Raw genomic sequence first — 21,677 nt, 5'->3', positions numbered from 1 at the left:
CCCGGTACGGCGCGGGCCCCGCACCGAGTCACGTGGGTGCGGGGCCTGCGGGGTCTGCGGGATGCGGAGCCCGGCCGTCGGGGCGGCGTGCGCCGCCGAGGGTCAGCAGTCGGTCACATCATGTCTTCGATGTCGGCGGCGATGGGGTCGGCGTCGGTGCCGATGACGACCTGGATCGCGGTGCCCATCTTGACGACGCCGTGGGCGCCGGCGGCCTTCAGGGCGGCTTCGTCGACCTTGCTGGGGTCGTGGACCTCGGTGCGGAGGCGGGTGATGCAGCCTTCGACCTCGTCGATGTTGTCGATACCGCCGAGCCCGGCGACGATCTTCTCAGCCTTGGTGGCCATGTCCTTCTCCCTGGTTCTTCGCGCGCAGACGGCCGCCCGCTGCGGGTCCGTTTCGTCACGGTAACGCACGGTTGGCCCAACTTCGCGGGCGGGTAACCGGACGATCCCCAAAGATGACGATCACCGGTCCCCTGCCTCCGGGGCGGGGCCCGGACCGTGACGCAACTGGTCTACACCAGTTTGCAACGACCGCCAAACGCGATGTGTTCCGGGAGGACGCCCATGAGTTCGAGCGCCGCTGCGGCACCGCAGCGAAAATGGTGGAACGGACCGGTCCAGGGCCTCCAGAAGGTCGGGCGGAGCCTCCAGCTCCCGGTGGCCGTCCTCCCGGCGGCGGGTCTGCTCGTCAGCCTCGGCAACCTCTTCGCCTCCTATCTGCACGGGGCCTTCTGGGAAAAGACGTCACTGGTGCTGCTCAACGGCGGCACCGCGATCCTGGACGGCAAGCTCGGCCTCCCCCTGCTCTTCTGCATCGGCGTGGCCATCGGCTTCGCGAAGAAGGCGGACGGCTCCACCGCACTGGCGGCCGTGGTGGGCTTCCTGGTCTACCGGGGTGTCCTCGGGGCGTTCCCGATCGACGACACCGTGACGGACGATCTGCCCCTGGGTGAGCCGCAGAACCCCGGAGTGCTCGGCGGCATCATCATCGGCCTGCTGACCGCGGTCGTCTGGCAGCGCTACCACCGGACCAAGCTGGTGGACTGGCTCGGGTTCTTCAACGGGCGGCGCCTGGTGCCGATCCTGATGGCGTTCCTCTGCGTGATCCTCGGCGTCCTGTTCGGGCTGCTGTGGCAGCCGGTGGGCGACGGCCTGACCTGGTTCTCCGAGCGGCTGATCAACCTCGGCTCGTGGGGTGCGGCGATCTTCGGCTTCGCGAACCGGCTGCTGATCCCGGTCGGCATGCACCAGTTCCTGAACACGTTCTTCTGGTTCCAGGCGGGCGAGTTCACCGGGGCGGACGGCCAGACCGTGCAGGGCGACATCTCCCGCTTCTTCGCCCAGGACCCGTCGGCCGGGCAGTTCACCTCGGGCTTCTTCCCGATCATGATGTTCGGTCTGCCCGCCGCCGCCCTGGCCATCACCCACACCGCACGGCCGGAGCGCCGTAAGGAAGTGGGGGGTCTGATGGTGTCGGTGGCGCTGACCTCGTTCGTGACGGGGGTGACCGAGCCGATCGAGTTCTCGTTCATGTTCGTCGCGCCGCTGCTGTACGGCGTGCACGCGGTGCTCACCGGAGCCTCGATGGGCATCACCTGGCTGCTGGGGGTGCATGCGGGGTTCAGCTTCTCGGCAGGGTTGATCGACTACGTCGTCAACTGGCATCTCGATACGAAACCATGGCTGATCATCCCGATCGGCGCGTGCTTCGCGGTGATCTACTACGTGGTCTTCCGCTTCGCGATCACCAAGTTCGACCTCAAGACTCCGGGGCGCGAACCGGAGGAGATCGAGAAGGAGATCGAGAGGGATCTGACGAAGTAGCAGTACACCGGGGCTTTGCCCCCGGCCGCCGAAGGCCCTCGGACCAGCTGGTCCGGGGGCCTTCGGCATGTCACCGAACGTGCTGGATCTGCTACTGCGAATCAAGGGGGAATTGCAGGTTCCTTATCTAACCCTCACCGTGCTAAAACTGGTCTACACCACTGAGTGGTCCAGACCACGGCAGTCTGCCGCGTCTGTCGAGTCGCCGCCTCCCCGCATCGATGACCTGGGCGGCACTGTGCCCCATGGAGGAAGTTGATGACCACGGCTGAGACCGCACCCGCGGCCGAGAAGAAGAAGGGCGCCGGCGTGATGGCCGTCATGCAGCGCATCGGCCGCAGCCTCATGCTGCCGGTCGCCGTGCTGCCGGCCGCCGCGCTCCTGGTCCGCCTCGGCAATGAAGACATGCTGGGCCGCGACTCGTTCCCGGCCTTCATAACGAAGCTCGCCGGCTACATGGCCGCGGGCGGCGGCGCACTCCTCGACAACATGGCGCTGCTGTTCGCCGTCGGCATCGCGATCGGCTTCGCGAAGAAGTCGGACGGCTCCACCGCCCTGGCGGCCGTCACGGGCTACCTGGTCTTCAAGAACGTGCTCGCCACCTTCACGGACAGCAACCTGCCGCAGGTCGCCAGCGTCGTCGACGGCAAGATCGTGATGAACGACGCGCCCGTCAACGCCGGTGTCCTCGGCGGTGTCGTGATGGGCATCATCGTGGCCCTGCTCTACCAGAAGTTCTACCGGACGAAGCTGCCCGACTGGGCGGGCTTCTTCAGCGGCCGCCGTCTGGTCCCGATCCTCTCTGCCTTCGCGGGCCTCGTCGTCGGTATCGTCTTCGGTCTGATCTGGCCGGTCCTCGGCGCAGGCCTGCACAACTTCGGCGAGTGGCTCGTCGGCTCCGGCGCGGTCGGCGCGGGCATCTTCGGTGTCGCCAACCGTGCGCTGATCCCGGTCGGCATGCACCACCTGCTGAACTCCTTCCCGTGGTTCCAGGCGGGCGAGTACAACGGCAAGCACGGCGACATCGCCCGGTTCCTGGAGGGCGACCCGTCGGCCGGACAGTTCATGACCGGCTTCTTCCCGATCATGATGTTCGCCCTTCCGGCGGCCTGCCTCGCGATCGTCCACTGCGCCCGCCCGGAGCGCCGCAAGGTCGTCGGCGGCATGATGTTCTCCCTCGCGCTGACCTCGTTCGTCACCGGTGTGACCGAGCCGATCGAGTTCACGTTCATGTTCATCGCCCCGGTGCTGTACGCGATCCACGCGGTGCTGACCGGTGTGTCGATGGCCCTGACCTGGGCGCTCGGCATGAAGGACGGCTTCGGCTTCTCGGCCGGTCTGGTCGACTTCCTGCTGAACCTGGGCATCGCGTCGAAGCCCTGGATGCTGGTCCTGGTCGGCCTCTGCTTCGCGGTGATCTACTACGTGGTCTTCCGCTTCGCGATCATCAAGTTCAACCTCCCGACCCCGGGCCGGGAGTCGGACGAGGAGCTCGCCGAGCTGCAGAAGGCCGAGGCGAAGTAGCCTCCGCCACGCCCGTACGACGAAGCCCCCGCTTCCCGAAGATCTCTTTCGGGGCGGGGGCTTCGTCGTACCTGCCGTACGGTCGCCTCACACCTGGCGTACGGGCAGGGGCACGGGCAGGCGGTAGATCTGGCGGGAGCCGCCCTCCGGGCCGGGGTCGGTCGGCTCGCCGGGCTCGAAGCCGAGCTTCTCGTAGAAGACGCGGGCCCCGCTGTCCACGGCCCCGGGGTGGTCGGGCCCGAAAGTGACCACTTCGACGGTCCCGGGCCCGGTGACGTACCGGCGGAGCGCCTCGGCCATCAGCAGGCGGCCCACGCCCGCGCCCCGGCAGTGCTCGGAGGTGACGAGCCAGTGCACGTGGTACGCGGGCGGGGCGGCGCCGAGCAGGAGGCCGCCGAGGATGCCGGGTGCGGTGGCGGACTCGGCGATCAGGGCCGCCCCGTCACGGATGTGGTCGTCCACCGCCCGGTGGAAGCCCGGTTCCGCCACCATCGGCCCGAACCAGTGCTCGACCTGGGACGCGAGGGTCAGGAAGCCGGCGAGGTCGGCTTCGCGGGCGGGTCTGATGGTGATCACGCGGGCAGTCTCGCAGAGCGGGCCCGGGCCTGCCGCGGATTCCGGGCGCCGGGGCTCAGAGCTCGTACACCGCGCCCGGTACGGCCAGTTCGACCGGGCCCGGGTAGGCGGCGCGGGCGTCGGCGAGGTTACGGTCGGCGTCGGTCCACGGGGGGATGTGGGTGAGGACGAGCCGACGGGCGTCGGCGCGGGTGGCCGCCTCGCCTGCCTCGCGGCCGTTGAGGTGCAGGTCGGGGATGTCCTCCTTGCCGTCGACGAACGATGCCTCGCACAGGAACAGGTCCACGTCCCGGGCCAGGTCTTCCAGCGCCCCGCAGGTCCCCGTGTCGCCGGAGTAGGCGAGGGTGGAGCCGCCGTGCTCGATCCGGATGCCGAAGGTGTCGACGGGGTGGCAGAGCTTCTCCGTGCGGACCGAGAAGGGCCCGATCTCGAAGGACCCGGACTTCAGGGTGTGGAAGTCGAAGACCTCGCTCATCGCCCGGTCCGAGGGGGTGTCGCCGTGGGCGGCGGTCAGCCGCTGCTCGGTTCCCTCGGGGCCGTAGACCGGAAGGGGGACGGGGCGGGCGCCGTCGTGGCGGTAGTAGCGCACGACGAAGTACGCGCACATGTCGATGCAGTGGTCGGCGTGGAGGTGGCTGAGGAAGATCGCGTCGAGGTCGTAGAGACCGACGTGGCGCTGCAACTCGCCGAGGGCGCCGTTGCCCATGTCGAGGAGCAGCCGGAAGCCGTCGGCCTCTACGAGGTAGCTCGAACATGCCGAACCCGTGGACGGGAACGAGCCGGAGCAGCCGACGACGGTGAGCTTCATGGAGCGTGAACCTCCGATACGTGGGAACGGGGAGGGTTCGTGCGAGTTCTGCGGGAACGTTTTGCGGTTCGTCGAGCGTAAGGCGCGAAACTCCGCGTCGCTCCTTCGCTGCCTGCCGTTGTGGGGGAACTCACCTGCTCTGTCACCGGTTCGATGGAAGCGGGCCCGCCGGTACGGTCGGGGGATGGACACGTTCTGGTGGGTGGCGCTGGTCGCCGTGGTCCTGCTCGCGCTCGTCGCGGCCGTGGTGGACGGGCGGGGGCGCTCGGACCGCGGGCCCCGCACGCGGCGGCCCCGGCAGCCGGGGGCGACGGCTCGGACCCGGCCGCCCGGGAAGCCTTCGGGGCCTTCGGGGCCGTCGGGCCCGGTGGGGCGCGGGGACGGGCGTACGCCGCGGGCGGGTGAGGTGTGGTGGGCCGATGTGCCGTACGAGGACGGGCCCGGGTCCAAGGACCGGCCGTGCCTGGTCCTCTCCGTACGGGGCCGGGGGCGGAGGCGTACGGCACTCGTCGCCAAGATCACCAGCAAGCATCACGAGGAGCGGCCCGGGGTGATCGCGCTGCCCGCGGGGACGGTGGGGGATGCGCGGGGGCGGCGGAGCTTTCTGGAGACGGATGAGCTGCGGGAGGTGCCGATCGCCGGGTTCCGGCGGAGGGTGGGCGCGGTGGACGCGGAGCTTTGGGAGCGGGTGCGGGGGCTGGGGGCGGGGTGAGGGGCGGGGCCCTTTTCGGTGCTCTGCCCAGGACCCCGCTCCTCAAGCGCCGGAGAGGCTGAAAGGCGCCCTCGAACGCCGGACGGCCTGGAAGGACGTCCTCGAACGCCGGACGGGCTTGACCTGCGGCCTACGCCCAGAGCTGGCCCTGGAGCGTTTCGATCGCCGCTTCCGTCGTCTCGGCCGTGTAGACGCCCGTCGACAGGTACTTCCAGCCGCCGTCCGCCACGACGAAGGCGATGTCGGCGCTCTCCCCCGCCTTGACCGCCTTCTTGCCCACGCCGATCGCCGCGTGGAGTGCGGCTCCGGTGGAGACGCCCGCGAAGATGCCCTCCTGCTGGAGGAGTTCGCGGGTGCGGGTGACCGCGTCGGCGGAGCCCACGGAGAAGCGGGTGGTGAGGACCGAGGCGTCGTAGAGCTCGGGGACGAAGCCCTCGTCGAGGTTGCGGAGACCGTAGACCAGGTCGTCGTAGCGCGGTTCGGCGGCGACGATCCGGATACCGGGGCGGTTCTCGCGGAGGTAGCGGCCGACGCCCATGAGAGTGCCGGTGGTGCCGAGGCCCGCGACGAAGTGGGTGATGGACGGGAGGTCGGTGAGGATCTCCGGGCCGGTGGTGGCGTAGTGGGCGCCCGCGTTGTCCGGGTTGCCGTACTGGTAGAGCATCACCCAGTCCGGGTGCTCGGCGCTGAGTTCCTTCGCGACGCGCACGGCGGTGTTGGAGCCGCCCGCGGCCGGGGAGGAGATGATCTCGGCGCCCCACATGGCGAGCAGGTCGCGCCGCTCCTGCGAGGTGTTCTCCGGCATGACGCACACGATGCGGTAGCCCTTGAGCTTGGCCGCCATGGCGAGCGAGATGCCGGTGTTGCCGCTGGTGGGCTCCAGGATGGTGCAGCCGGGCGTCAGCCGGCCGTCCCTCTCGGCCTGTTCGACCATGTGGAGCGCCGGGCGGTCCTTGATCGAGCCGGTGGGGTTGCGGTCCTCCAGCTTGGCCCAGATGCGGACGTCCTCGGACGGGGACAGCCGCGGGAGGCGGACGAGGGGGGTGTTCCCCACGGCCGCCAGCGGGGAGTCGTACCGCATCAGCGCATGCCGCCGGCGACGGCCGGGAGGATCGTGACGTTGTCGCCGTCGCTGAGCTTGGTGGAGATGCCGTCCAGGAAGCGGACGTCCTCGTCGTTGAGGTAGACGTTCACGAAGCGGCGGAGCTGTTCGCCGTTCGCACCGTCGACGAGTCGCTCACGGATGCCGGTGTGGCGGCTCTCCAGGTCGGCGAAGAGGTCGGCGAGGGTGTCCCCGTTGCCTTCGACGGCCTTCGCGCCGTCGGTGTAGGTGCGGAGGATGGTCGGAATGCGGACCTCGATGGCCATGGCGTGGGCTCCTGTCGAAAGCGGAGAGGTGGCGTGGGGCGCGCGTTTATGCCCCCGCGCAGGGGGGTGGTACGTGGGTGGGCGCGCGGACCGCGGCTCAGGCCGGGCGGCTCACGGGCAGGCTTCGGGCGGGACAGATCGCGCTGGCGAGCCTGCACAGGTCGACGTGCAGCCGCGCGACGAGCAGCGTGCCCGGCGTCCTGTTGCTCACGTCATGGGGAACCATGCGGGCATCGTATCGATTCCCGGTCCGGAAACCCGAGTGTGATCTCACATGGTGGATGGTGAGCGACCATTATGCGGACTCACGCCGGCTGGTGTGGTCCTGCGGGAGGTAGACGACCGTGGGTGCGCCCGTCTTCGGGTGGGTGCTGACCTCGGCGGCGACGCCGTACACCTCGCCCAGCAGCTCCGTCGTGAGGACCTCCTCGGGGGTGCCGGAGGCGACGACGCGGCCGTCCTTGAGTACGTAGATGCGGTCGCAGTAGTACGCGGCGAGGTTGAGGTCGTGCAGGGCCAGGAGGTTGGTGGTGCCGAGCTCGCGGACCAGGGAGAGGATCTCCAGCTGGTAGCGGATGTCCAGGTGGTTGGTCGGCTCGTCCAGGACGACGAGGGAGGGCTGCTGGACCAGGGCGCGGGCGACCAGGGCGCGCTGGCGTTCGCCGCCGGAGAGGGAGGCGAACGTTCGGGATTCGAGCGCGGCGATCCCCACCCGGGCGAGGGCCTCGGTGACCAGGGCGGTGTCGGCGGCGGTGTCCGCCTCCCAGAACCGCCTGTGCGGGGCGCGGCCCATCGCGACGACCTGGCCGACGGTGAGCTCGAAGCCCGCGTGGCTCTCCTGCGGGACGGTGGCGATGCGCCGGGCGCGGGCCTTCACGGGGAGGGCGGCGAGGTCGTCGCCGTCCAGGAGGACCCTGCCGTGGGTGGGGCGCAGGGTGCCGTAGACGCAGCGCAGGAGGGTGGTCTTGCCGCTGCCGTTGGGGCCGACGAGGCCGACGGTCTCGCCGTCGGCGGCGGTGAGGTCGACGGCGTCGACGAGGTGGCGGCCTTCGCCGGTCCCGTACGAGAGGCGCTCGGTGCGCAGGGTGGTCACGGGCGGGCTCCGGCGAAGGGACGGGCGAAGGAGAAACGGGGGCAGGGGCTCATGCGGGCACTCCCAGTGGAAAGGGGCTCATGCGGGCACTCCCGGCGGGAAGAGCTCATGCGGGCGCTCCCTCGGGTCTGCGCCGCAGCATCCACAGGAAGAACGGGCCGCCCGTGAGGGCCGTGAGCACGCCGACCGGGATGTCCTGCGGGGCCGCGAGCGTCCGGGCGGCCAGGTCCGCCAGGACCAGGAACACCGCCCCGCCGAGCGCGGCCACCGGGAGCAGCGCGCGGTGCGAGGCGCCCACCGCCATCCGGGCCATGTGCGGGACCATCAGGCCCACGAAGCCGATCGCCCCGCTGTACGCGACCAGCACCCCGGTCATGAGGGAGGCGAGGACGAAGACGGCGGCCCGGAAGCGGGCGGTGTCCAGGCCGAGCACGGTCGCGCCCTCCTCCCCCACCAGGAGCAGGTCGAGCGGGCGGGCCAGGGTGAGGAGCACGGCGGTGCCGATGACCAGGGTGACCGTGGGGAGCGCGAGCATGTCCCAGCGGGCCGCGCCGAGTCCGCCGAGGGTCCAGTAGAGGACCTCTTGGAGGTGGTCGGCGCGGGCGGAGGTGACCAGGATCAGGCTGGTCAGGGCGGACAGGATGTAGGAGACGGCGACCCCGGCGAGGACGAGCCGGTTGGTGGTGAGGCCGCCCCCGCCGCGCGCCAGGGTGTAGACGAGCAGCAGCGAGAGCAGCGCGCCGGCGAACGCGGCGGCGGGGATCGTGACGGTGGTGGCGAGGGCGGCGCCGATACCGAGGACGATCACCAGGACCGCGCCGGTGGAGGCCCCGGAGGAGACGCCGAGGAGGAACGGGTCGGCCAGCTGGTTGCGTACGAGGGCCTGGAGGACGGTGCCGATGACGGCGAGTCCGGCGCCGACGACGATACCGAGCAGGACCCGGGGCAGCCGCACGTCCAGGACGATCGTGCGGAACGGGCTCGCCTCCGCCCGCCCGGTCAGGATGTCGAGCACCTGGCCGGGCGGGATGCGGACGGAGCCGAGGGCGAGGGCGGCGAGCACGGCGACGGCCAGGAGCACGGCGAGTACGCCGAGCACCAGGGTGTAGCGCAGCAGCCGCCGCGGTGCGGGGGTGCGGCAGGTCACGAGGTGGTGGCCGCCGGGTGGAGCTGGGCCGCGAGCTTCTCGACGGCGGCGGGGACGCGGACGCCGAGGACCGCGTCGGAGAGCGGCATGACCGCGAAGCGCTTGTTCTTGACGGCGGGGACGTCGGCGAGGGCCGGGTCGGTGAGGAGGCGCTTCATCTTCTGCTCGACGGTGGTGGAGCCGTAGTTGTAGATCACGATGACCTCGGGCTTGCGGGCGACGACGTTCTCCCAGGAGGCGTCCCCGAAGGGCTTGTCCAGGTCGGCGAAGACGTTGGTGCCGCCTGCCCGCTTGATCAGCTCGTTGCCGATGCCCTTGCCGCCCGCGGTGAACGCGGTCTTGTCGCCGCTGTCGTAGACGAAGACGGGGAGCGGCTTGACGTCCTTGAGCTTCTCGGCGGTGGCCGCGTTGTAGGCCTTGGCCTGCTTGACCCAGGCCTCGGCGCGGTCGGGGACGCCGAAAGTGCGGCCGACCTCGCGGACCTCCTCGTAGAGGGTCTCCATCGGAGTGTCGGCCTCGGCGCAGCTCTCGGTGTTGAGCCGGGTCTCGATGCCGGACTTCTTGAACGCCTCGCGGCCGCGGCCGTCGCCCGCGGTGAAGGCGCTGCCGTAGCCGCCGTAGACGAAGTCGGGGTTGGCTGCGAGGACCTGCTCGTAGGAGGGGTACTTCTTGGCGAGGACCGGTACGGAGGCGTAGTCCTTCTCGTACTTCGGCAGGACCTTGTCGTCGAGGTAGGCGGTGCCGACGAGGGACTTGGCCAGGCCCAGTTCCAGCATGATCTCGGTGACGTGCTGGTTCATGGTGACCACGCGCTTCGGCGGGGCCTTGAAGGTGGTGGTGACACCGCAGTTGGTGACGGTGTACGGGAAGCCGTCGCTCTTCTCCGAGGCCTTGTCCCCGGTGGCGTTGTCGCCGTCCGAGGAGGAGCAGGCGGTGAGGGCGAGCGGGAGCAGCACGGCGGCGGCTATGAGCGCGGGGGTGCGCCGGGACATGGCAGGGCCTCTCCGGGGGATTTCCGCGTCCCCTGGTCGATGCGGGAAGGCGGCGGGCCAGTTCCTGGCTTCCGGGCCGCCCTCCGGTGCGAAGTCGTCCGCTGGGGAGTCGTCCGCGTGGGAGGGGGCCCGGTCACAGTGGCGGGACCGTGCCGGAATCGCACCGGCTTCCTGGTTCCTGCTGCCTTTGTGGTCGGGTCTGGGGTGCAGTGTGCCAGACCCGTGCGACGGCCCTGCGATCTGCCCGGGGTTCAGTACGCCTCGACGACCTGCACGTCCTCCTCGGTGATCTCGCCGTCCACGATGCGGTACGAGCGGAACTGGAAGGGGCCCGCGCCGTCGGTGTCGGCGGTGGAGACCAGGACGTAGTGCGCGCCGGGCTCGTTGGCGTACGTCACATCGGTGCGGGAGGGGTAGGCCTCGGTCGCCGTGTGCGAGTGGTAGACGATCACGGGCTCCTCGTCGCGGTCGTCCATCTCGCGGTAGAGCTTGAGGAGGTCGCCGGAGTCGAACTCGTAGAACGTGGGCGAGCGGGCGGCGTTGAGCATCGGGACGAAGCGCTCGGGGCGGTCCGTCCCGGCCGGGCCCGCGACGACTCCGCACGCCTCGTCGGGGTGGTCGGCACGGGAGTGGGCGACGATCTGGTCGTAGAGCGTCTGGGTGATGGTCAGCATGGCGCCAGGATAGGACGGCGGGCCCCCGCGTACCGGAGGGTGGTACGCAGGGGCCCGCATGCTGGACACCGTCGGTCGTGGGGGCGGACGACGGCGTCCGGGAGGAGGGTGGTCGTGGACCCGGTGGCCGCCGGGTCCGCCCTCGGGTCAGCGCTTGGCGAAGGAGGCGTTCTCCGGGTTGCGCGCCTGGAGCATCCGGTAGGAGACGAAGAGGACGAGGGCCCACAGCGGTGCGCAGTAGAGCGAGATCCTGGCGTCCTTGTCGACGGCCATCATCACGATGACGAACCCGATGAAGCAGAGCGCGAACCAGCTGCTGTACGGGGCTCCGGGGGCCTTGAACGAGGACTGCGGCAGCATGCCCGCGTCGGCCATGCGGCGGTAGCGGATCTGGCTGAGCAGGATCATGATCCAGGCCCACATACCGGAGATGGTGGCGAAGGAGACGACGTAGTTGAACGCCTCGCCGGGCCACTGGTAGTTGATCCACACGCCGACGAGCATCAGGGCGGCGGAGAACGTGGTGCCCACGAGCGGCAGGCCGTTCCTCGTCAGCCTGGTGAAGGCCCGGGGGCCCTGGCCGTTGAGGGCGAGGTCGCGGAGCATGCGGCCGGTGGAGTACATGCCGGAGTTGCAGGAGGAGAGCGCCGCGGTGAGGACGACGAAGTTGACGATGGCGGCGCCGATGCCGAGCCCCATCTCCTCGAAGGCCTTCACGAACGGCGAGACACCGGGCTTGAAGGTGGACCACGGCACGACCGACAGGATCATGATGAGGGCGCCGACGTAGAAGACGGCGATGCGCCACGGCACGGTGTTGATGGCCTTGGGCAGCACGGTCTCGGGGTCCTTGGACTCCCCGGCGGTGACGCCGACGAGCTCGACGGCGAGGAAGGCGAACATGACGATCTGGAGCGTCATCAGCATGCCGCCGATGCCGTTGGGGAAGAATCCGCCGTCGTTCCAGAGGTTGGCCACGGTCGCGGTGTCACCCGCGTCCGAGAAACCGACCGTCAGGACGCCGGCGCAGATGAGGATCATGCCGACGATCGCGGTGACCTTGACCATGGAGAACCAGAACTCCAGCTCACCGAAGAGCTTCACGGAGATCAGGTTGGCGCCGTACAGAATGACGGTGAAGACCAGGGCGGACAGCCACTGGGGAATGTTCCACCAGTACGTCATATAGGTGGCCGCGGCGGTGACTTCGGTGATTCCGGTGACGACCCAGAAGAGCCAGTAGGTCCAGCCGGTCACGAATCCGAAGAACGGGCCGAGGAATTCCCGGGCGTACTCGGAGAAGGAACCGGACACCGGGCGGTACATGAGGAGTTCGCCCAGTGCCCGCATGATGAAGAAGATGACGAGCCCGGCGAGGACATAGGCCAGGATGAGGCTGGGCCCGGCCCGGTCGATGGCCTTGCCCGCACCGAGGAAGAGTCCGGTGCCGATCGCCCCGCCGATGGCGATCATCTGAATCTGACGAGCTCCCAGACCCCGCTGGTATCCCTCGCCACCGGTCCCGGCGTCCCCGGCGTCACCGCCGGGCCGACCCTTGTCGACCTGTCCCTCGTCGACCTGCGCCGATGTCATGTGTGGTGCGCCTTTCTCCACGCCGATCCGCGCCGTGCAGGCTGCGGACCAGGTCCTGATCCCCCCGGATATGGATGGAGTGCCGCCGGCGTTCGGCCGGCATTAGCGCCCCCGGAGACAGGGGTGGCGTCGCCGGGCGGTCGTGAAGATCTATCACGGCCGCCACAGGACACCCTGGGACATTCTGTGGCGCACTCCACAGATAAAAGCGGACAAGAAACCTCATCCGCCACGAACAACGCTTATGACTTGGGGGGATCATTACCCGGATCTGAGCGTCCGTTGAGCGAACGGACCCGCCTCGCCGGTCGGCGCGGGACGGCTACGGCATCAGCGTCTCGACAAGCGTTTCCTGGAGCGCGCCCAGCCAGAGATAGGCCATCACCATGGGCTTGCGCGGGTCGCTGTCGGGGAGCCGGTAGAGCGACCCCTCCTGCCCCTCGTCCTCGTCGGAGACCTCCAGCCGGGTGCCGATGGTGAGGCGCAGGTCGTTGAGGGCGCCGAGCCAGCTGCGGCACTCGTCGCCGGTGAGGGTGAGCACGGCGCCGCCGTCCCCGGCGGACGAGAGCCCGTCCAGGGTGCGGACGACGGTGAGGGCGTCCTCGCGCTTGCGGGAGCGCAGGTCGTTCTCGGTGAACCGGCGGAACTCGGCGGACAGCTCCCGCAGATCCTCCTCGGACCCGCCCTGCGGGGCGGACCCGTCGGGCCCCCCGTACGCGTCCGGGAAGAGCCGGGCGAGCGCCGGGTCGGAGGGCGGCTTGCTCGGCCCCTCGGCGAAGAGGGCGGCGAGCGGGTCCTCGCCCTCGGCGGGCTCGTCACCGGGGCCGATCAGTTCGAGCAGCTGGACGGCGAGGGAGCGCAGGATCGAGATCTCGACCTCGTCGAGCGCGACGGCCGCGCCGCCGCCTGGGGTGGCCTCGAAATGGCCGGCCATGGATTCTCCGATGGTGGGTCGAACGGGGCGGGGGGTACGGCGGTGCGCGCGGGCGCTAGTTGCGGTCCTGGGTGAGGGTGGCCCACAGCCCGTAGCCGTGCATGGCCTGGACGTCACGCTCCATCTCCTCGCGGCTTCCGCTGGAGACGACGGCGCGGCCCTTCTGGTGCACGTCGAGCATGAGCCGGTGGGCCTTGTCCTTGGAGTAGCCGAAGTAGGCCTGGAAGACGTAGGTCACGTAGCTCATGAGGTTGACCGGGTCATTGTGGACGAGCGTCACCCACGGGACGTCCGGCTCGGGGACCGCGAAGGTCTCCTCTGCCGAATCGGGACGTTCGATCTCTACGGGGGTAGCAACGCTCACTTGTCCCATGCTGCCACTCGGGAGGCCCCCGCGCACAAACGGACCCCACATCTCGTCACTCTGACGAATAGGGGGTAGCATCCCAGCCATGAACTCAGCGGACCTCGGGCGACGGGTCGGCGTTCCGTCGACCGCGCTCTTCACCGACCAGTACGAGCTGACCATGGTGCAGGCGGCCCTCAAGGCCGGCACCGCCGACCGGCACGCGGTCTTCGAGGCGTTCACCCGCCGGCTGCCCGAGGGGCGGCGCTACGGGGTCGTGGCGGGCACCGGGCGGGTGCTGGACGCGGTGGAGAACTTCCACTTCGACGACGAGATCATCGGCTTCCTGCGCCAGCAGGGGATCGTCGACGAGCCGACCCTCCAGTGGCTGGCGGACTACCGCTTCACCGGTGACATCTGGGGCTACCCGGAGGGCGAGGTCTACTTCCCGGGCTCGCCGATCCTGCGGGTCGAGGGCAGCTTCGCCGAGTGCGTGCTGCTGGAGACGGTGATCCTCTCCATCCTCAACCACGACTCCGCCATCGCCGCAGCCGCCTCGCGGATGTCGGCGGCCGCCGGAGGCCGCCGGCTGATCGAGATGGGCGCGCGGCGGACGCACGAGCTGTCGGCCGTCGCCTCGGCCCGCGCGGCGTACGTCGGCGGCTTCGACGCCACCTCCGACCTGGCGGCGGGCTTCCGCTACGCGATCCCGACCGTCGGCACGAGCGCGCACGCCTTCACCCTCCTCCACGACACCGAGCGCGACGCGTTCCTGGCGCAGGTGGACTCGCTGGGCCGGGGCACGACGCTGCTGGTCGACACCTACGACGTGACCGAGGCGGTCCGCGCGGCGGTGGAGATCGCGGGGCCGGAGCTCGGAGCCGTACGGATCGACTCCGGGGACCTGCTGCTGGTCGCGCACCGGGTGCGGCAGCAGCTGGACGAGCTGGGGGCGACGGACACCAAGATCGTGGTGACCTCGGACCTGGACGAGTACGCGATCGCCTCGCTGGCCGCCGCGCCGGTGGACGCGTACGGGGTCGGCACCCAGCTGGTCACCGGGAGCGGGCACCCCACGTGCTCCATGGTCTACAAGCTGGTCGCCCGCGCCGGTTCGGCGGACCCGGCCGAGCCGCTGCGGCCGGTGGCCAAGAAGTCGCTGGGCGCGAAGTCGTCGGTCGGCGGGCGCAAGTGGGCGGCGCGCCGGCCGGACGAGCACGGAGTCGCCGAGGCCGAGGTGGTCGGCACCGGACCGGTCCCGGCGGAGCTGGCCGACCGGCAGCTGCTGGTGGAGCTGGTACGGGGCGGCGAGGTGGTCGCCCGCGAACCGCTGGACGCGGCCCGGGAGCGGCATGTGGCCGCGCGCGCGGGGCTGCCGATGTCGGCGATCCAGCTGTCGCGGGGCGAGCCGGTGATCCCGACCGAGTACGTCTGAGGGCGGTCCGGGGCGGCCCGGCGAGGGGCGCCCCGGCACCCGGACCGTCTCGTTCCGCCCCGGGGTTTGGTGGACGGGCTTGATTGTGAGGTTCCAGTCCCTAGGCTCGAACTCCCAGGCACTCCGTTCCCCGGGCTCGAACTCCCAGACACCCCGTCGGCCGGTCACCCCGAGCCACCACCACCGATCCACTCGAACCACTCGAACCACTCGATCCGCCCGTGAGACATCCCGCTCCCTCCCCCACCGAAGGACACCCGCCATGCACCGCGCATTGATCGTCGTGGACGTTCAGAACGACTTCTGCGAGGGCGGCAGCCTCGCGGTGGCGGGCGGTGCCGACGTCGCCGCCGCCATCACCGACCTGATCGGCGACGCCCAGCCCGGCTACCGCCATGTGGTGGCCACCCGCGACCACCACATCGACCCCGGGGACCACTTCTCGGCCACCCCGGACTTCGAGCACTCCTGGCCGGTGCACTGCGTGGCCGGTACGGAGGGCGTGGGCTTCCACCCGAACTTCGCGCCCGCCGTCGCCTCCGGCGCGATCGACACCGTGTTCGACAAGGGCGCCTATTCGGCCGCCTACAGCGGCTTCGAGGGCTCCGACGAGAACGGCACCGGTCTCGCCCAGTGGCTGCGCGAGCACGAGGTGACCGAAGTGGACGTGGTCGGCATCGCCACCGACCACTGCGTCCGGGCCACCGCGCTGGACGCCGCCCGCGAGGGCTTCGTCACGCATGTGCTGCTCGGCCTGACCGCGGGCGTCTCCGGAGCGACCACGGAACGCGCCCTGGAGGAGCTTCGCACCGCCGGGGTGAAGCTCTCGGGCACCCCGGTCGTCGCCCAGGTCCCGTAAGGCCCGCAGGCCCCCCTGCCACCACGCGCCCCCTCCAGCGCCTTCCGGACAGCCCTCAGGCGGCGGGGCGGGCCGGTCCGGCGTGCCCGGAGGGCCCCAGCAGGGCTCTGATCGGGTGCCACAGCTCCTGGCACGACTGGGACGACTGCGGCGGGTGGGACGACTGCGGCAGGTGCGGCGACCGGGGCACCAGGCCGCCCGGCCGCCCGGAGGTGTCCGCTCGCCCTGAGGCGTCCGGCCGCCCGGAGGCATCCGCCTGGGGTACGCCCCGCCACAGCAGGCCGTCCGGGTGGTGCAGCACCGCCGTGACCTCGTCCGGCGTCGGCGGCCGGTCGTTCCCGCGCAGATAGACCGCCCGCAGCCCCAGATTGCGCAGCCTGGTCAGGGCGCGCGCCCGGTTCGCCGCGTGCACCAGCACCCGTACGGGGGCCCCGGGCCCCGCTCCCGTACCGGCGCGGGATGCCGTTCCCTCCGTCGGCCTGGTGAGGGTGAGGGCCACCACCACCGTGCCGTTCGGCAACCTGCAGAAACCTCCGCCTGCCATGCTCCACGCTCCCCCGCGAGACGCCGTGTCAATAAGGATGTGAACAAGACGCACCTAAACACGATCGGCCGCCGCCCGCTAGAGGGCGACGGCCGATCATGCTTTGACCTGCGGTTTTACGGGACTATCGGCCCGAGGGGCTGACCAGCACGGTCATCGTGGAGCCGTTGCGCGGCTCGTGGACGATGGAGATGCGGGTGTTCGTGTCAGGAACCTTGACACTGCCCGTGGGGTTCTCCTTGTACCAGTAGGTGCCCCTGCGGTCGTCGAAGACCGGGTTGCCGAACGAGGGCTTGATCCTCACCGGGACGTCCGCGTTGTGGAGCGTGAAGCCCTTGTTCGGGTACCAGCTGAACGGCGCGTCGAACGGCTGGATCTTGTTGCGCAGGAGCGAGCCGTCCTTCCACTTCAGCGGCTTGGCGTGCGAGTCGATCGGCAGGATCAGACCCTGGCCCGGGTGGACCGAGGTGTTGTTGTCCTTCTGCGAGGTGTCCCACAGCCAGATCAGCAGACCGGTCTGGTACGCGTAGTGCTCGACCCAGCTGGGGCGGGTGGCGGAGAAACCGAAGTTGTACGGGCCGACCTTGAGGGTCTCGTCGTAACTGACGTACTGCCGGTTCTCCGCGATGTAGTACTGCGGGTAGTCCGCCGTGAACGACTCGCCGATCCGCGAGAAGCCCTTCGACGTCCAGCCGTTGTCGTCGCCCTCGGCGTTGTCCGAGAAGAGCGTGGCGCCGTCGGCCGTGATGGTGATCTCGTCGGCCGTGAAGCCCTTGCCGCTCACGCCGCCGTCCGTCTGGTAGCGGAAGCGGAGGTCGATCTTCTTGCCCGCGTAGGCGTCCAGGGAGAAGGAGAGCTCCTTGTGGTCGCCCGAGACGTCGGTCAGGGCGGGCTTGTCACTGGCGTCGCGCGGGAGGGCCTTGCCGTCGGCGGTGCCGTCGAGCGCGGTCCAGCTGCTGCCGCCGTTGTCGGACACCTCGGTGTAGAGGTAGTCGTAGTCGGCCTCGATGTCGTACCAGCCCGAAAGGTCCAGCGTGGCCTTGGACTTGCCGGTCAGGTCCACCGAGCGGGTCAGGGTGTTCGACAGGTCGTCGCCCATGTCGCTCCACCACTGCTTCGCACCCTCGGCGGGCTTGACGACGGTGGTGGTGACGGCCTTCTCCGGCAGCTCGACGACGAGCGCCTGCGGGTTCTTGGTGTTGTACGCCGAGACGCCCAGCTTGTGCAGCGAGGTCTTGCCCGCCTTGGCCGTGTCGTAGTCGAGCCAGCCCAGCTGGAGCTTGTCCCAGGAGGTCATGTCGCCCGGCAGGTTGCCGATCTCGCCGTCGCCGGTGCCGAGCCAGGAGCCCGCCGACATCAGGGACCAGAAGCCGACCGAGTTCTCGCCGCCGCCGGAGGTGTCGTACAGGTCCGGCAGACCGAGGTCGTGGGCGTACTCGTGGGCGAAGACGCCGAGGCCGCCGTTCTCGGGCTGGACGGTGTAGTCGCCGACCCAGATGCCCGTGTCGCCGATCTGGGCGCCACCGGCCTTGTTGTACTCCGGGCCGGTCGAACCGGCGTTGGTGCCGTACGCGTACCAGCGGTGCGCCCAGATGGCGTTGGTGCCCTCGGCGCCGCCGCCGGCCGACTCGTCCTCACCGGCGTGGACCAGCTGGAAGTGGTCGATGTAGCCGTCGGGCTCGTTGAAGTTGCCGTCGCCGTCGTGGTCGTAGCGGTCCCACTGGTCGTACTCGGCCAGGTTCGCCTTGATCTCGGCGTCGGTACGGCCCTTGGCCTGCTGGTCGGCGACCCAGGCGTTCACGCCGTCGCGCACCGCGTCCCAGACGTTGGCGCAGTTGGACTGGCCGCAGTAGTTGGAGCCGTAGCGGGCCTCGTTGTACTCGACCTTCACCCAGTCGGAGACCTCGCCCTCGACCGAGTAGCGGCCCGAGGAGGCCTTCTCGTAGTAGGTCTTGAGCGAGTGGACGCCCTTGCCCTCGCCGAAGTAGAGCTTCTGGAAGTGCTCCCGGTTGTAATCGGCCTTCCAGGCGGTGCTGTTGTCCTTCTCCGGGTCCGGCTCGGCGATCTCGTTGTGCGCCGGGCCGGGGGCGCCGCCGTACTTCTTCACCGGCGGCTTGGGGCCGTCGCCGTCCGGGTCGTACATCGTGGTGTCGTCGACCTTGTCGCCGAACTCCAGCAGGATGGTGAAGATCTTGTCGGTCTTCTCCCGGCCGAGCTCCACGTACTTCTTGTTGTCGAGCTTGACGACCTTGGAGCCGCCCCGGTTCGACACCTTCTTGTCCCCGGACAGCACCTCCTCCAGCGCGGCCTCGCGCTGGGCCGCCTGCTGTTCGCTGAAGGGGCCTTCCAGGTTGTGCTCCACATGCCCCTTCGCCGGCGCCGGGTCCTGGCGGTCGACGATGGGGGCGGCGGAGCCCGACGTGGTCTCATGCGCCTGGGCGGTGGCGAAGGTCGACGCCGTCGCCGCAGTCGCGGCCATGGCCACGACAACAGCAGCGGCGCGAAGCGCGCGTCTCTGATTGGTCACTTGATGCAGTCCTCCCCGGGCGTCCGCGCAGCGGCCAGGGGGGTATGGAGAGGGCCGCCCGCGTAAACGCGTCACAAGTGACGACATTCGATCGAAGTTATGAGAGAAAAGACAGACCTTGACTTGAACAGGCCAAGTGCACTATGCAGGACGGCCATTCCGGTATGCGGACGGCAAATAACTCACCAGGAATGAGCACCGTCGTCAACAGGCGCGCCGGACAGTCCGGTTGGCCGGGACGTGACTCCGTGCGCCCCCTGTGCACCAGTACCGTGGGTTAGGTCACGCTTACCGCTGGTCCGGCTCGGGCATCCACCGTCGTAGGGTCGCTCGACACCGCGACCGCGTCGACCGCCCGCCCATCCGACGTCCCGAGGACGGAAACCGCCATGCCGCGTCCGACTGCCGCTCAGTTCGCCTACGGTTCGGCCACCGTCGTCGTCACCGCCCTCGCCCTGCTGCTCCTGTTCCGTACGGAGTCGGGCGTCGGCGTGGCCGCCATCGGCACGGCCTCACTGGTGCTCGGCCTGCTGGCGGCCCTGACCCTGCCCGCCGCGACAAAGAGCGCCGCACCGACCGCTGCCGCCACCCGTACACACCGGGCCCTGGAGGAAGTCGGAGCGCGGGAGCGGGTCCCGGCGGCCCGTCCGCCCGCCCCCCCGTCCGCGTCCGCCCCCCCGTCCGCGTCCGCCTCCACGTCCGCACGGGCGGGTGAGCACTCGCTGCGCCGCTGAGCACCCTAGGGGACGACGACCACGACGGTCTTGGCCGCCTTGTCCTGGAGTCCCTGCCGATAGGGCTTGTCGGTGAACATCAGCACGATGTTGATCAGCCACCACAGGCACGGGCAGCACAGCAGCGCCGGGGCCCACAGCACGACGGCCCGCGTCAGCGCGGCGTTCGTGTCGGGCACCCGCCCGTCGCTGAGCATCGCGACCCGCAGCTTCAGCAGCCGCTTGCCCACGGTGCGGCCGTCCTTGTGCGTGAAGTACGTGTCGTACGCGACGTACACCACCAGACCGATGAGCGACCACACCAACTGCTGGCCGGTGTAAGCGGCGTTGAACCCGCTGTCCCCGCCCCCGTCGACGTCGACCGCGCCGCCCCACGGCAGCGAGATCAGATACAGCGGGATCGAGATGATGAGGAAGTCGATGAGCCGCGCCAGGATGCGCTTGCCGGGCTCGGCCAGTGGCGGCATTCCGGCCAGCGGGTCGGGCGCCCCGAAGCCGCCGCCGCTGCCGTACGGGTCGTTCGGCGGCGGGGGCGGCGGAGGGGGCGGTGTACTGCCGTACGGCTGACCGTCGGACGGCGGCGGGGGCTCCTGCGGCTTCTTGAGGAACGGATCGTCGTCCTCGGGCGGCTGGCCGGGCGTCGGCTGGTCGTTGCTCATGGGGGCAGTGCATCCCGCCCCACGGGGGCCCGCAACGGCTCAGGTGCGTTCGGGGGACGCACAGCGGCATACGAGTCTAAACAGGTTTGCCGCCGCCCGCCCGGCCACGCTCTTCCGGAACGCGGTCAGCCGGTCAGCCTGTCAGCCGGCGACGAAGGTGCGGGCCGCCTTGTCGTGCCAGCACTGGCGCCAGGGGCGGTCGAACAGGCACCAGAGCACATTGACCACCCCGAGGGCGAGGACGCCCAGCACGCCGTAGACGAGCCAGCGGCGCAGGGCCGCGCCCAGCGAGGGCGTGTCGTGGGACTCGATGTCCCGTACGTCGAGCCCGAAGAGCTTCTTGCCCAGCGTCCGGCCCCACTTGGCGGTGGGCAGCGCCTCCAGGAGGAAGCCGAGGAGCAGGAACGCGCCGAGCACGGCACCCAGCAGCGCCCCGGTGGTGGCGTCCAGCAGCCAGACGGTGACGGTCTCTCCTGTCCGCTCCGCCGCGGTGATCTTCCGGTCGATGTGATCGAGCGCCTGCGCGGTCAGCGGCAGGGCCACCGCCCCGACGGCCGCGCCGAGCACGAGGTTGTCGACCAGCCGGGCCGCGAGGCGCTTGCCGAGACCGGCGGGCCGGGCCGAGGCCTGCGAGCGGGCGAGCTGCTGGAAGGGGTCGTCGACCGGCGGTTTCCAGGGCACGACGGGCTGCTGGTCGGCGCCGGGGCTCCGAGACTGCTGGGGCTGCTGGGGCGCCTGCTGCGGGTCGGGCTGGGCCAGTTGGTGAACCTGCTGCGCCCAGGAGGCCGATCCGCCGCCGGGCCCGGGGGTCAGGGGGGAATGCAGAGCGGCCGGAGCGGGCTCGGGGGCGGTGGACGAGGCCGGGGCCGGCGTCGGGGCAGGGGCGGGGGCGGGAGCAGGGACCTGGACCGGGCCCTGGAGCGGGCCGTGGGGTGTCGCGGGCGGGGCCGGGGCCGGGGTCGGGGCCTGCGAGGTCGTCGGGGTCGGGGCGGCCGGGGCGTTCCGGGCCGCCGGAATGGGCTGCGGGGCCTGCGGTGTCTGCGGGCCCTGTGGGGCGCCGGAGTCCGGCTGTGCGGTCCCGGGGGCCGTGGACCGGCCGCCCGCGCCGGGCGCCCGGATCGTCATCGTGCCCTCGCCGGGGGCGGACCCCGCCTCTTGCCGGTTCGACGGACCGGCCTCGCTGCCCCGGCCGACGGCGCGGATCGTGACGGTGCCCTCGGTGGGCGGGCGCGACCCGGCCGGGACGGGGGCCCGGTCGCCGCCGTCCCGCATCCCCGGCAGGGCCCCGCCGGTCGGGTCCTGCGCCACGGAGCCGCGCGGGTC

The 21,677-nt window shown here is 70.5% G+C and carries 23 protein-coding genes and 1 riboswitch; of the genes, 6 read left to right on the top strand and 17 right to left on the bottom strand.

Annotated elements, in window-relative coordinates; all coding sequences use genetic code 11:
* Positions 1-113: 113 nt before the first annotated feature.
* Positions 114-347, bottom strand: coding sequence for a glucose PTS transporter subunit EIIB (locus CIB93_RS20060; protein WP_096628595.1), 234 nt, complete (start codon positions 345-347; stop codon positions 114-116).
* A 222-nt stretch (positions 348-569) separates the two neighbouring features.
* Between CIB93_RS20060 and CIB93_RS20055 the strand changes: the two genes are divergently transcribed.
* Positions 570-1,829 carry a PTS transporter subunit EIIC gene (locus CIB93_RS20055; protein ID WP_096628593.1) on the top strand — a complete coding sequence of 420 codons (1,260 nt, stop codon included), beginning with the start codon at positions 570-572 and terminating at the stop codon, positions 1,827-1,829.
* A 258-nt stretch (positions 1,830-2,087) separates the two neighbouring features.
* Positions 2,088-3,353 (top strand): PTS transporter subunit EIIC, encoded by a 1,266-nt coding sequence (locus tag CIB93_RS20050; protein WP_096628591.1) that lies wholly within the window; start codon positions 2,088-2,090, stop codon positions 3,351-3,353.
* A gap of 87 nt (positions 3,354-3,440) precedes the next feature.
* Here CIB93_RS20050 and CIB93_RS20045 read toward each other — a convergent pair whose 3' ends face one another.
* Both CIB93_RS20045 and CIB93_RS20040 read right to left on the bottom strand, forming a co-directional pair.
* Positions 3,441-3,926, bottom strand: coding sequence for a GNAT family N-acetyltransferase (locus CIB93_RS20045; protein ID WP_096628668.1), 486 nt, complete (start codon positions 3,924-3,926; stop codon positions 3,441-3,443).
* Positions 3,927-3,984: 58 nt separating this feature from the next.
* Entirely contained in the window at positions 3,985-4,737 is a 753-nt protein-coding gene (locus CIB93_RS20040) for an MBL fold metallo-hydrolase (protein ID WP_096628590.1), read from the bottom strand.
* Positions 4,738-4,921: 184 nt separating this feature from the next.
* Between CIB93_RS20040 and CIB93_RS20035 the strand changes: the two genes are divergently transcribed.
* Positions 4,922-5,449, top strand: a complete 528-nt coding sequence (locus CIB93_RS20035) for a type II toxin-antitoxin system PemK/MazF family toxin (RefSeq protein WP_096628588.1) — start codon at positions 4,922-4,924, stop codon at positions 5,447-5,449.
* A 130-nt stretch (positions 5,450-5,579) separates the two neighbouring features.
* Here the strand turns inward: CIB93_RS20035 and CIB93_RS20030 are convergent, their stop codons facing one another.
* From CIB93_RS20030 to clpS, 10 genes are all read right to left on the bottom strand, one after another.
* Entirely contained in the window at positions 5,580-6,530 is a 951-nt protein-coding gene (locus CIB93_RS20030) for a PLP-dependent cysteine synthase family protein (protein WP_096628586.1), read from the bottom strand.
* Positions 6,530-6,817, bottom strand: coding sequence for a MoaD/ThiS family protein (locus CIB93_RS20025; protein ID WP_073872976.1), 288 nt, complete (start codon positions 6,815-6,817; stop codon positions 6,530-6,532). Before CIB93_RS20025 ends, CIB93_RS20030 begins: the two co-directional genes overlap by 1 nt.
* 97 nt (positions 6,818-6,914) lie before the next feature.
* Positions 6,915-7,043, bottom strand: coding sequence for a putative leader peptide (locus tag CIB93_RS38955; RefSeq protein WP_257002268.1), 129 nt, complete (start codon positions 7,041-7,043; stop codon positions 6,915-6,917).
* A gap of 69 nt (positions 7,044-7,112) precedes the next feature.
* Positions 7,113-7,910 (bottom strand): ABC transporter ATP-binding protein, encoded by a 798-nt coding sequence (locus tag CIB93_RS20015; RefSeq protein ID WP_096628583.1) that lies wholly within the window; start codon positions 7,908-7,910, stop codon positions 7,113-7,115.
* Positions 7,911-8,016: 106 nt separating this feature from the next.
* The gene (locus tag CIB93_RS20010; protein ID WP_096628581.1) at positions 8,017-9,057 is read right to left on the bottom strand and encodes an iron ABC transporter permease; all 1,041 of its coding nucleotides are present in this window, start codon (positions 9,055-9,057) and stop codon (positions 8,017-8,019) included.
* Complete coding sequence (locus CIB93_RS20005; protein WP_096628579.1) at positions 9,054-10,049, bottom strand: ABC transporter substrate-binding protein; 996 nt, start codon at positions 10,047-10,049, stop codon at positions 9,054-9,056. Before CIB93_RS20005 ends, CIB93_RS20010 begins: the two co-directional genes overlap by 4 nt.
* Positions 10,050-10,107: 58 nt before the next feature.
* A riboswitch (cobalamin riboswitch) is annotated at positions 10,108-10,226 on the bottom strand.
* A 74-nt stretch (positions 10,227-10,300) separates the two neighbouring features.
* Complete coding sequence (locus CIB93_RS20000) at positions 10,301-10,723, bottom strand: Mov34/MPN/PAD-1 family protein (RefSeq protein WP_096628578.1); 423 nt, start codon at positions 10,721-10,723, stop codon at positions 10,301-10,303.
* A 147-nt stretch (positions 10,724-10,870) separates the two neighbouring features.
* Positions 10,871-12,316 carry an amino acid permease gene (locus CIB93_RS19995; protein ID WP_096628576.1) on the bottom strand — a complete coding sequence of 482 codons (1,446 nt, stop codon included), beginning with the start codon at positions 12,314-12,316 and terminating at the stop codon, positions 10,871-10,873.
* A 322-nt stretch (positions 12,317-12,638) separates the two neighbouring features.
* Positions 12,639-13,250 carry a DUF2017 domain-containing protein gene (locus CIB93_RS19990; protein WP_096628575.1) on the bottom strand — a complete coding sequence of 204 codons (612 nt, stop codon included), beginning with the start codon at positions 13,248-13,250 and terminating at the stop codon, positions 12,639-12,641.
* A 55-nt stretch (positions 13,251-13,305) separates the two neighbouring features.
* Complete coding sequence (clpS, locus tag CIB93_RS19985; RefSeq protein WP_096628573.1) at positions 13,306-13,623, bottom strand: ATP-dependent Clp protease adapter ClpS; 318 nt, start codon at positions 13,621-13,623, stop codon at positions 13,306-13,308.
* A gap of 79 nt (positions 13,624-13,702) precedes the next feature.
* On the opposite strand from clpS, the gene CIB93_RS19980 reads away from it, so the two are divergent.
* Both CIB93_RS19980 and CIB93_RS19975 read left to right on the top strand, forming a co-directional pair.
* Complete coding sequence (locus CIB93_RS19980) at positions 13,703-15,031, top strand: nicotinate phosphoribosyltransferase (RefSeq protein ID WP_096628571.1); 1,329 nt, start codon at positions 13,703-13,705, stop codon at positions 15,029-15,031.
* A gap of 262 nt (positions 15,032-15,293) precedes the next feature.
* Complete coding sequence (locus CIB93_RS19975; RefSeq protein ID WP_096628570.1) at positions 15,294-15,890, top strand: isochorismatase family protein; 597 nt, start codon at positions 15,294-15,296, stop codon at positions 15,888-15,890.
* A gap of 55 nt (positions 15,891-15,945) precedes the next feature.
* Here the strand turns inward: CIB93_RS19975 and CIB93_RS19970 are convergent, their stop codons facing one another.
* A complete protein-coding gene (locus CIB93_RS19970) occupies positions 15,946-16,308 on the bottom strand; it encodes a hypothetical protein (RefSeq protein ID WP_257002267.1) in 363 nt (120 codons plus the stop codon).
* Between the two features lie 250 nt (positions 16,309-16,558).
* On the bottom strand, positions 16,559-18,961 hold the full coding sequence (locus CIB93_RS19965) for an immune inhibitor A domain-containing protein (RefSeq protein ID WP_096628567.1): 2,403 nt from the start codon (positions 18,959-18,961) through the stop codon (positions 16,559-16,561).
* 389 nt (positions 18,962-19,350) lie between these two features.
* Here CIB93_RS19965 and CIB93_RS19960 point away from each other — a divergent pair, with 389 nt between their 5' ends.
* Positions 19,351-19,695, top strand: coding sequence for a hypothetical protein (locus CIB93_RS19960; protein WP_096628565.1), 345 nt, complete (start codon positions 19,351-19,353; stop codon positions 19,693-19,695).
* Between the two features lie 5 nt (positions 19,696-19,700).
* On the opposite strand, the gene CIB93_RS19955 is transcribed toward CIB93_RS19960, so the two are convergent.
* Positions 19,701-20,354, bottom strand: coding sequence for an RDD family protein (locus CIB93_RS19955; protein WP_096628564.1), 654 nt, complete (start codon positions 20,352-20,354; stop codon positions 19,701-19,703).
* 141 nt (positions 20,355-20,495) lie between these two features.
* The coding region (locus tag CIB93_RS19950; protein ID WP_107470965.1) for an RDD family protein at positions 20,496-21,677 on the bottom strand (1,182 nt) is incomplete at its 5' end.

This window comes from Streptomyces sp. WZ.A104 (assembly GCF_002382885.1).
In the GTDB taxonomy this organism is placed as follows: Bacteria; Actinomycetota; Actinomycetes; order Streptomycetales; family Streptomycetaceae; genus Streptomyces.
This window is presented reverse-complemented; position numbering and strand designations above follow the sequence as displayed.

Excerpts from the sequence above, each read along its gene's own strand:
- CIB93_RS20050 (WP_096628591.1), top strand. The coding sequence starts at position 2,088 with ATGACCACGGCTGAGACCGCACCCGCGGCCGAGAAGAAGAAGGGCGCC.
- CIB93_RS38955 (WP_257002268.1), bottom strand. The coding sequence starts at position 7,043 with ATGGTTCCCCATGACGTGAGCAACAGGACGCCGGGCACGCTGCTCGTC.
- CIB93_RS20035 (WP_096628588.1), top strand. The coding sequence starts at position 4,922 with ATGGACACGTTCTGGTGGGTGGCGCTGGTCGCCGTGGTCCTGCTCGCG.
- CIB93_RS20030 (WP_096628586.1), bottom strand. The coding sequence starts at position 6,530 with ATGCGGTACGACTCCCCGCTGGCGGCCGTGGGGAACACCCCCCTCGTC.
- clpS (WP_096628573.1), bottom strand. The coding sequence starts at position 13,623 with ATGGGACAAGTGAGCGTTGCTACCCCCGTAGAGATCGAACGTCCCGAT.
- CIB93_RS19975 (WP_096628570.1), top strand. The coding sequence starts at position 15,294 with ATGCACCGCGCATTGATCGTCGTGGACGTTCAGAACGACTTCTGCGAG.
- CIB93_RS20060 (WP_096628595.1), bottom strand. The coding sequence starts at position 347 with ATGGCCACCAAGGCTGAGAAGATCGTCGCCGGGCTCGGCGGTATCGAC.
- CIB93_RS20025 (WP_073872976.1), bottom strand. The coding sequence starts at position 6,817 with ATGGCCATCGAGGTCCGCATTCCGACCATCCTCCGCACCTACACCGAC.
- CIB93_RS19990 (WP_096628575.1), bottom strand. The coding sequence starts at position 13,250 with ATGGCCGGCCATTTCGAGGCCACCCCAGGCGGCGGCGCGGCCGTCGCG.
- CIB93_RS20000 (WP_096628578.1), bottom strand. The coding sequence starts at position 10,723 with ATGCTGACCATCACCCAGACGCTCTACGACCAGATCGTCGCCCACTCC.
- CIB93_RS19960 (WP_096628565.1), top strand. The coding sequence starts at position 19,351 with ATGCCGCGTCCGACTGCCGCTCAGTTCGCCTACGGTTCGGCCACCGTC.
- CIB93_RS19955 (WP_096628564.1), bottom strand. The coding sequence starts at position 20,354 with ATGAGCAACGACCAGCCGACGCCCGGCCAGCCGCCCGAGGACGACGAT.
- CIB93_RS20040 (WP_096628590.1), bottom strand. The coding sequence starts at position 4,737 with ATGAAGCTCACCGTCGTCGGCTGCTCCGGCTCGTTCCCGTCCACGGGT.
- CIB93_RS20005 (WP_096628579.1), bottom strand. The coding sequence starts at position 10,049 with ATGTCCCGGCGCACCCCCGCGCTCATAGCCGCCGCCGTGCTGCTCCCG.
- CIB93_RS20055 (WP_096628593.1), top strand. The coding sequence starts at position 570 with ATGAGTTCGAGCGCCGCTGCGGCACCGCAGCGAAAATGGTGGAACGGA.
- CIB93_RS19980 (WP_096628571.1), top strand. The coding sequence starts at position 13,703 with ATGAACTCAGCGGACCTCGGGCGACGGGTCGGCGTTCCGTCGACCGCG.
- CIB93_RS19995 (WP_096628576.1), bottom strand. The coding sequence starts at position 12,316 with ATGACATCGGCGCAGGTCGACGAGGGACAGGTCGACAAGGGTCGGCCC.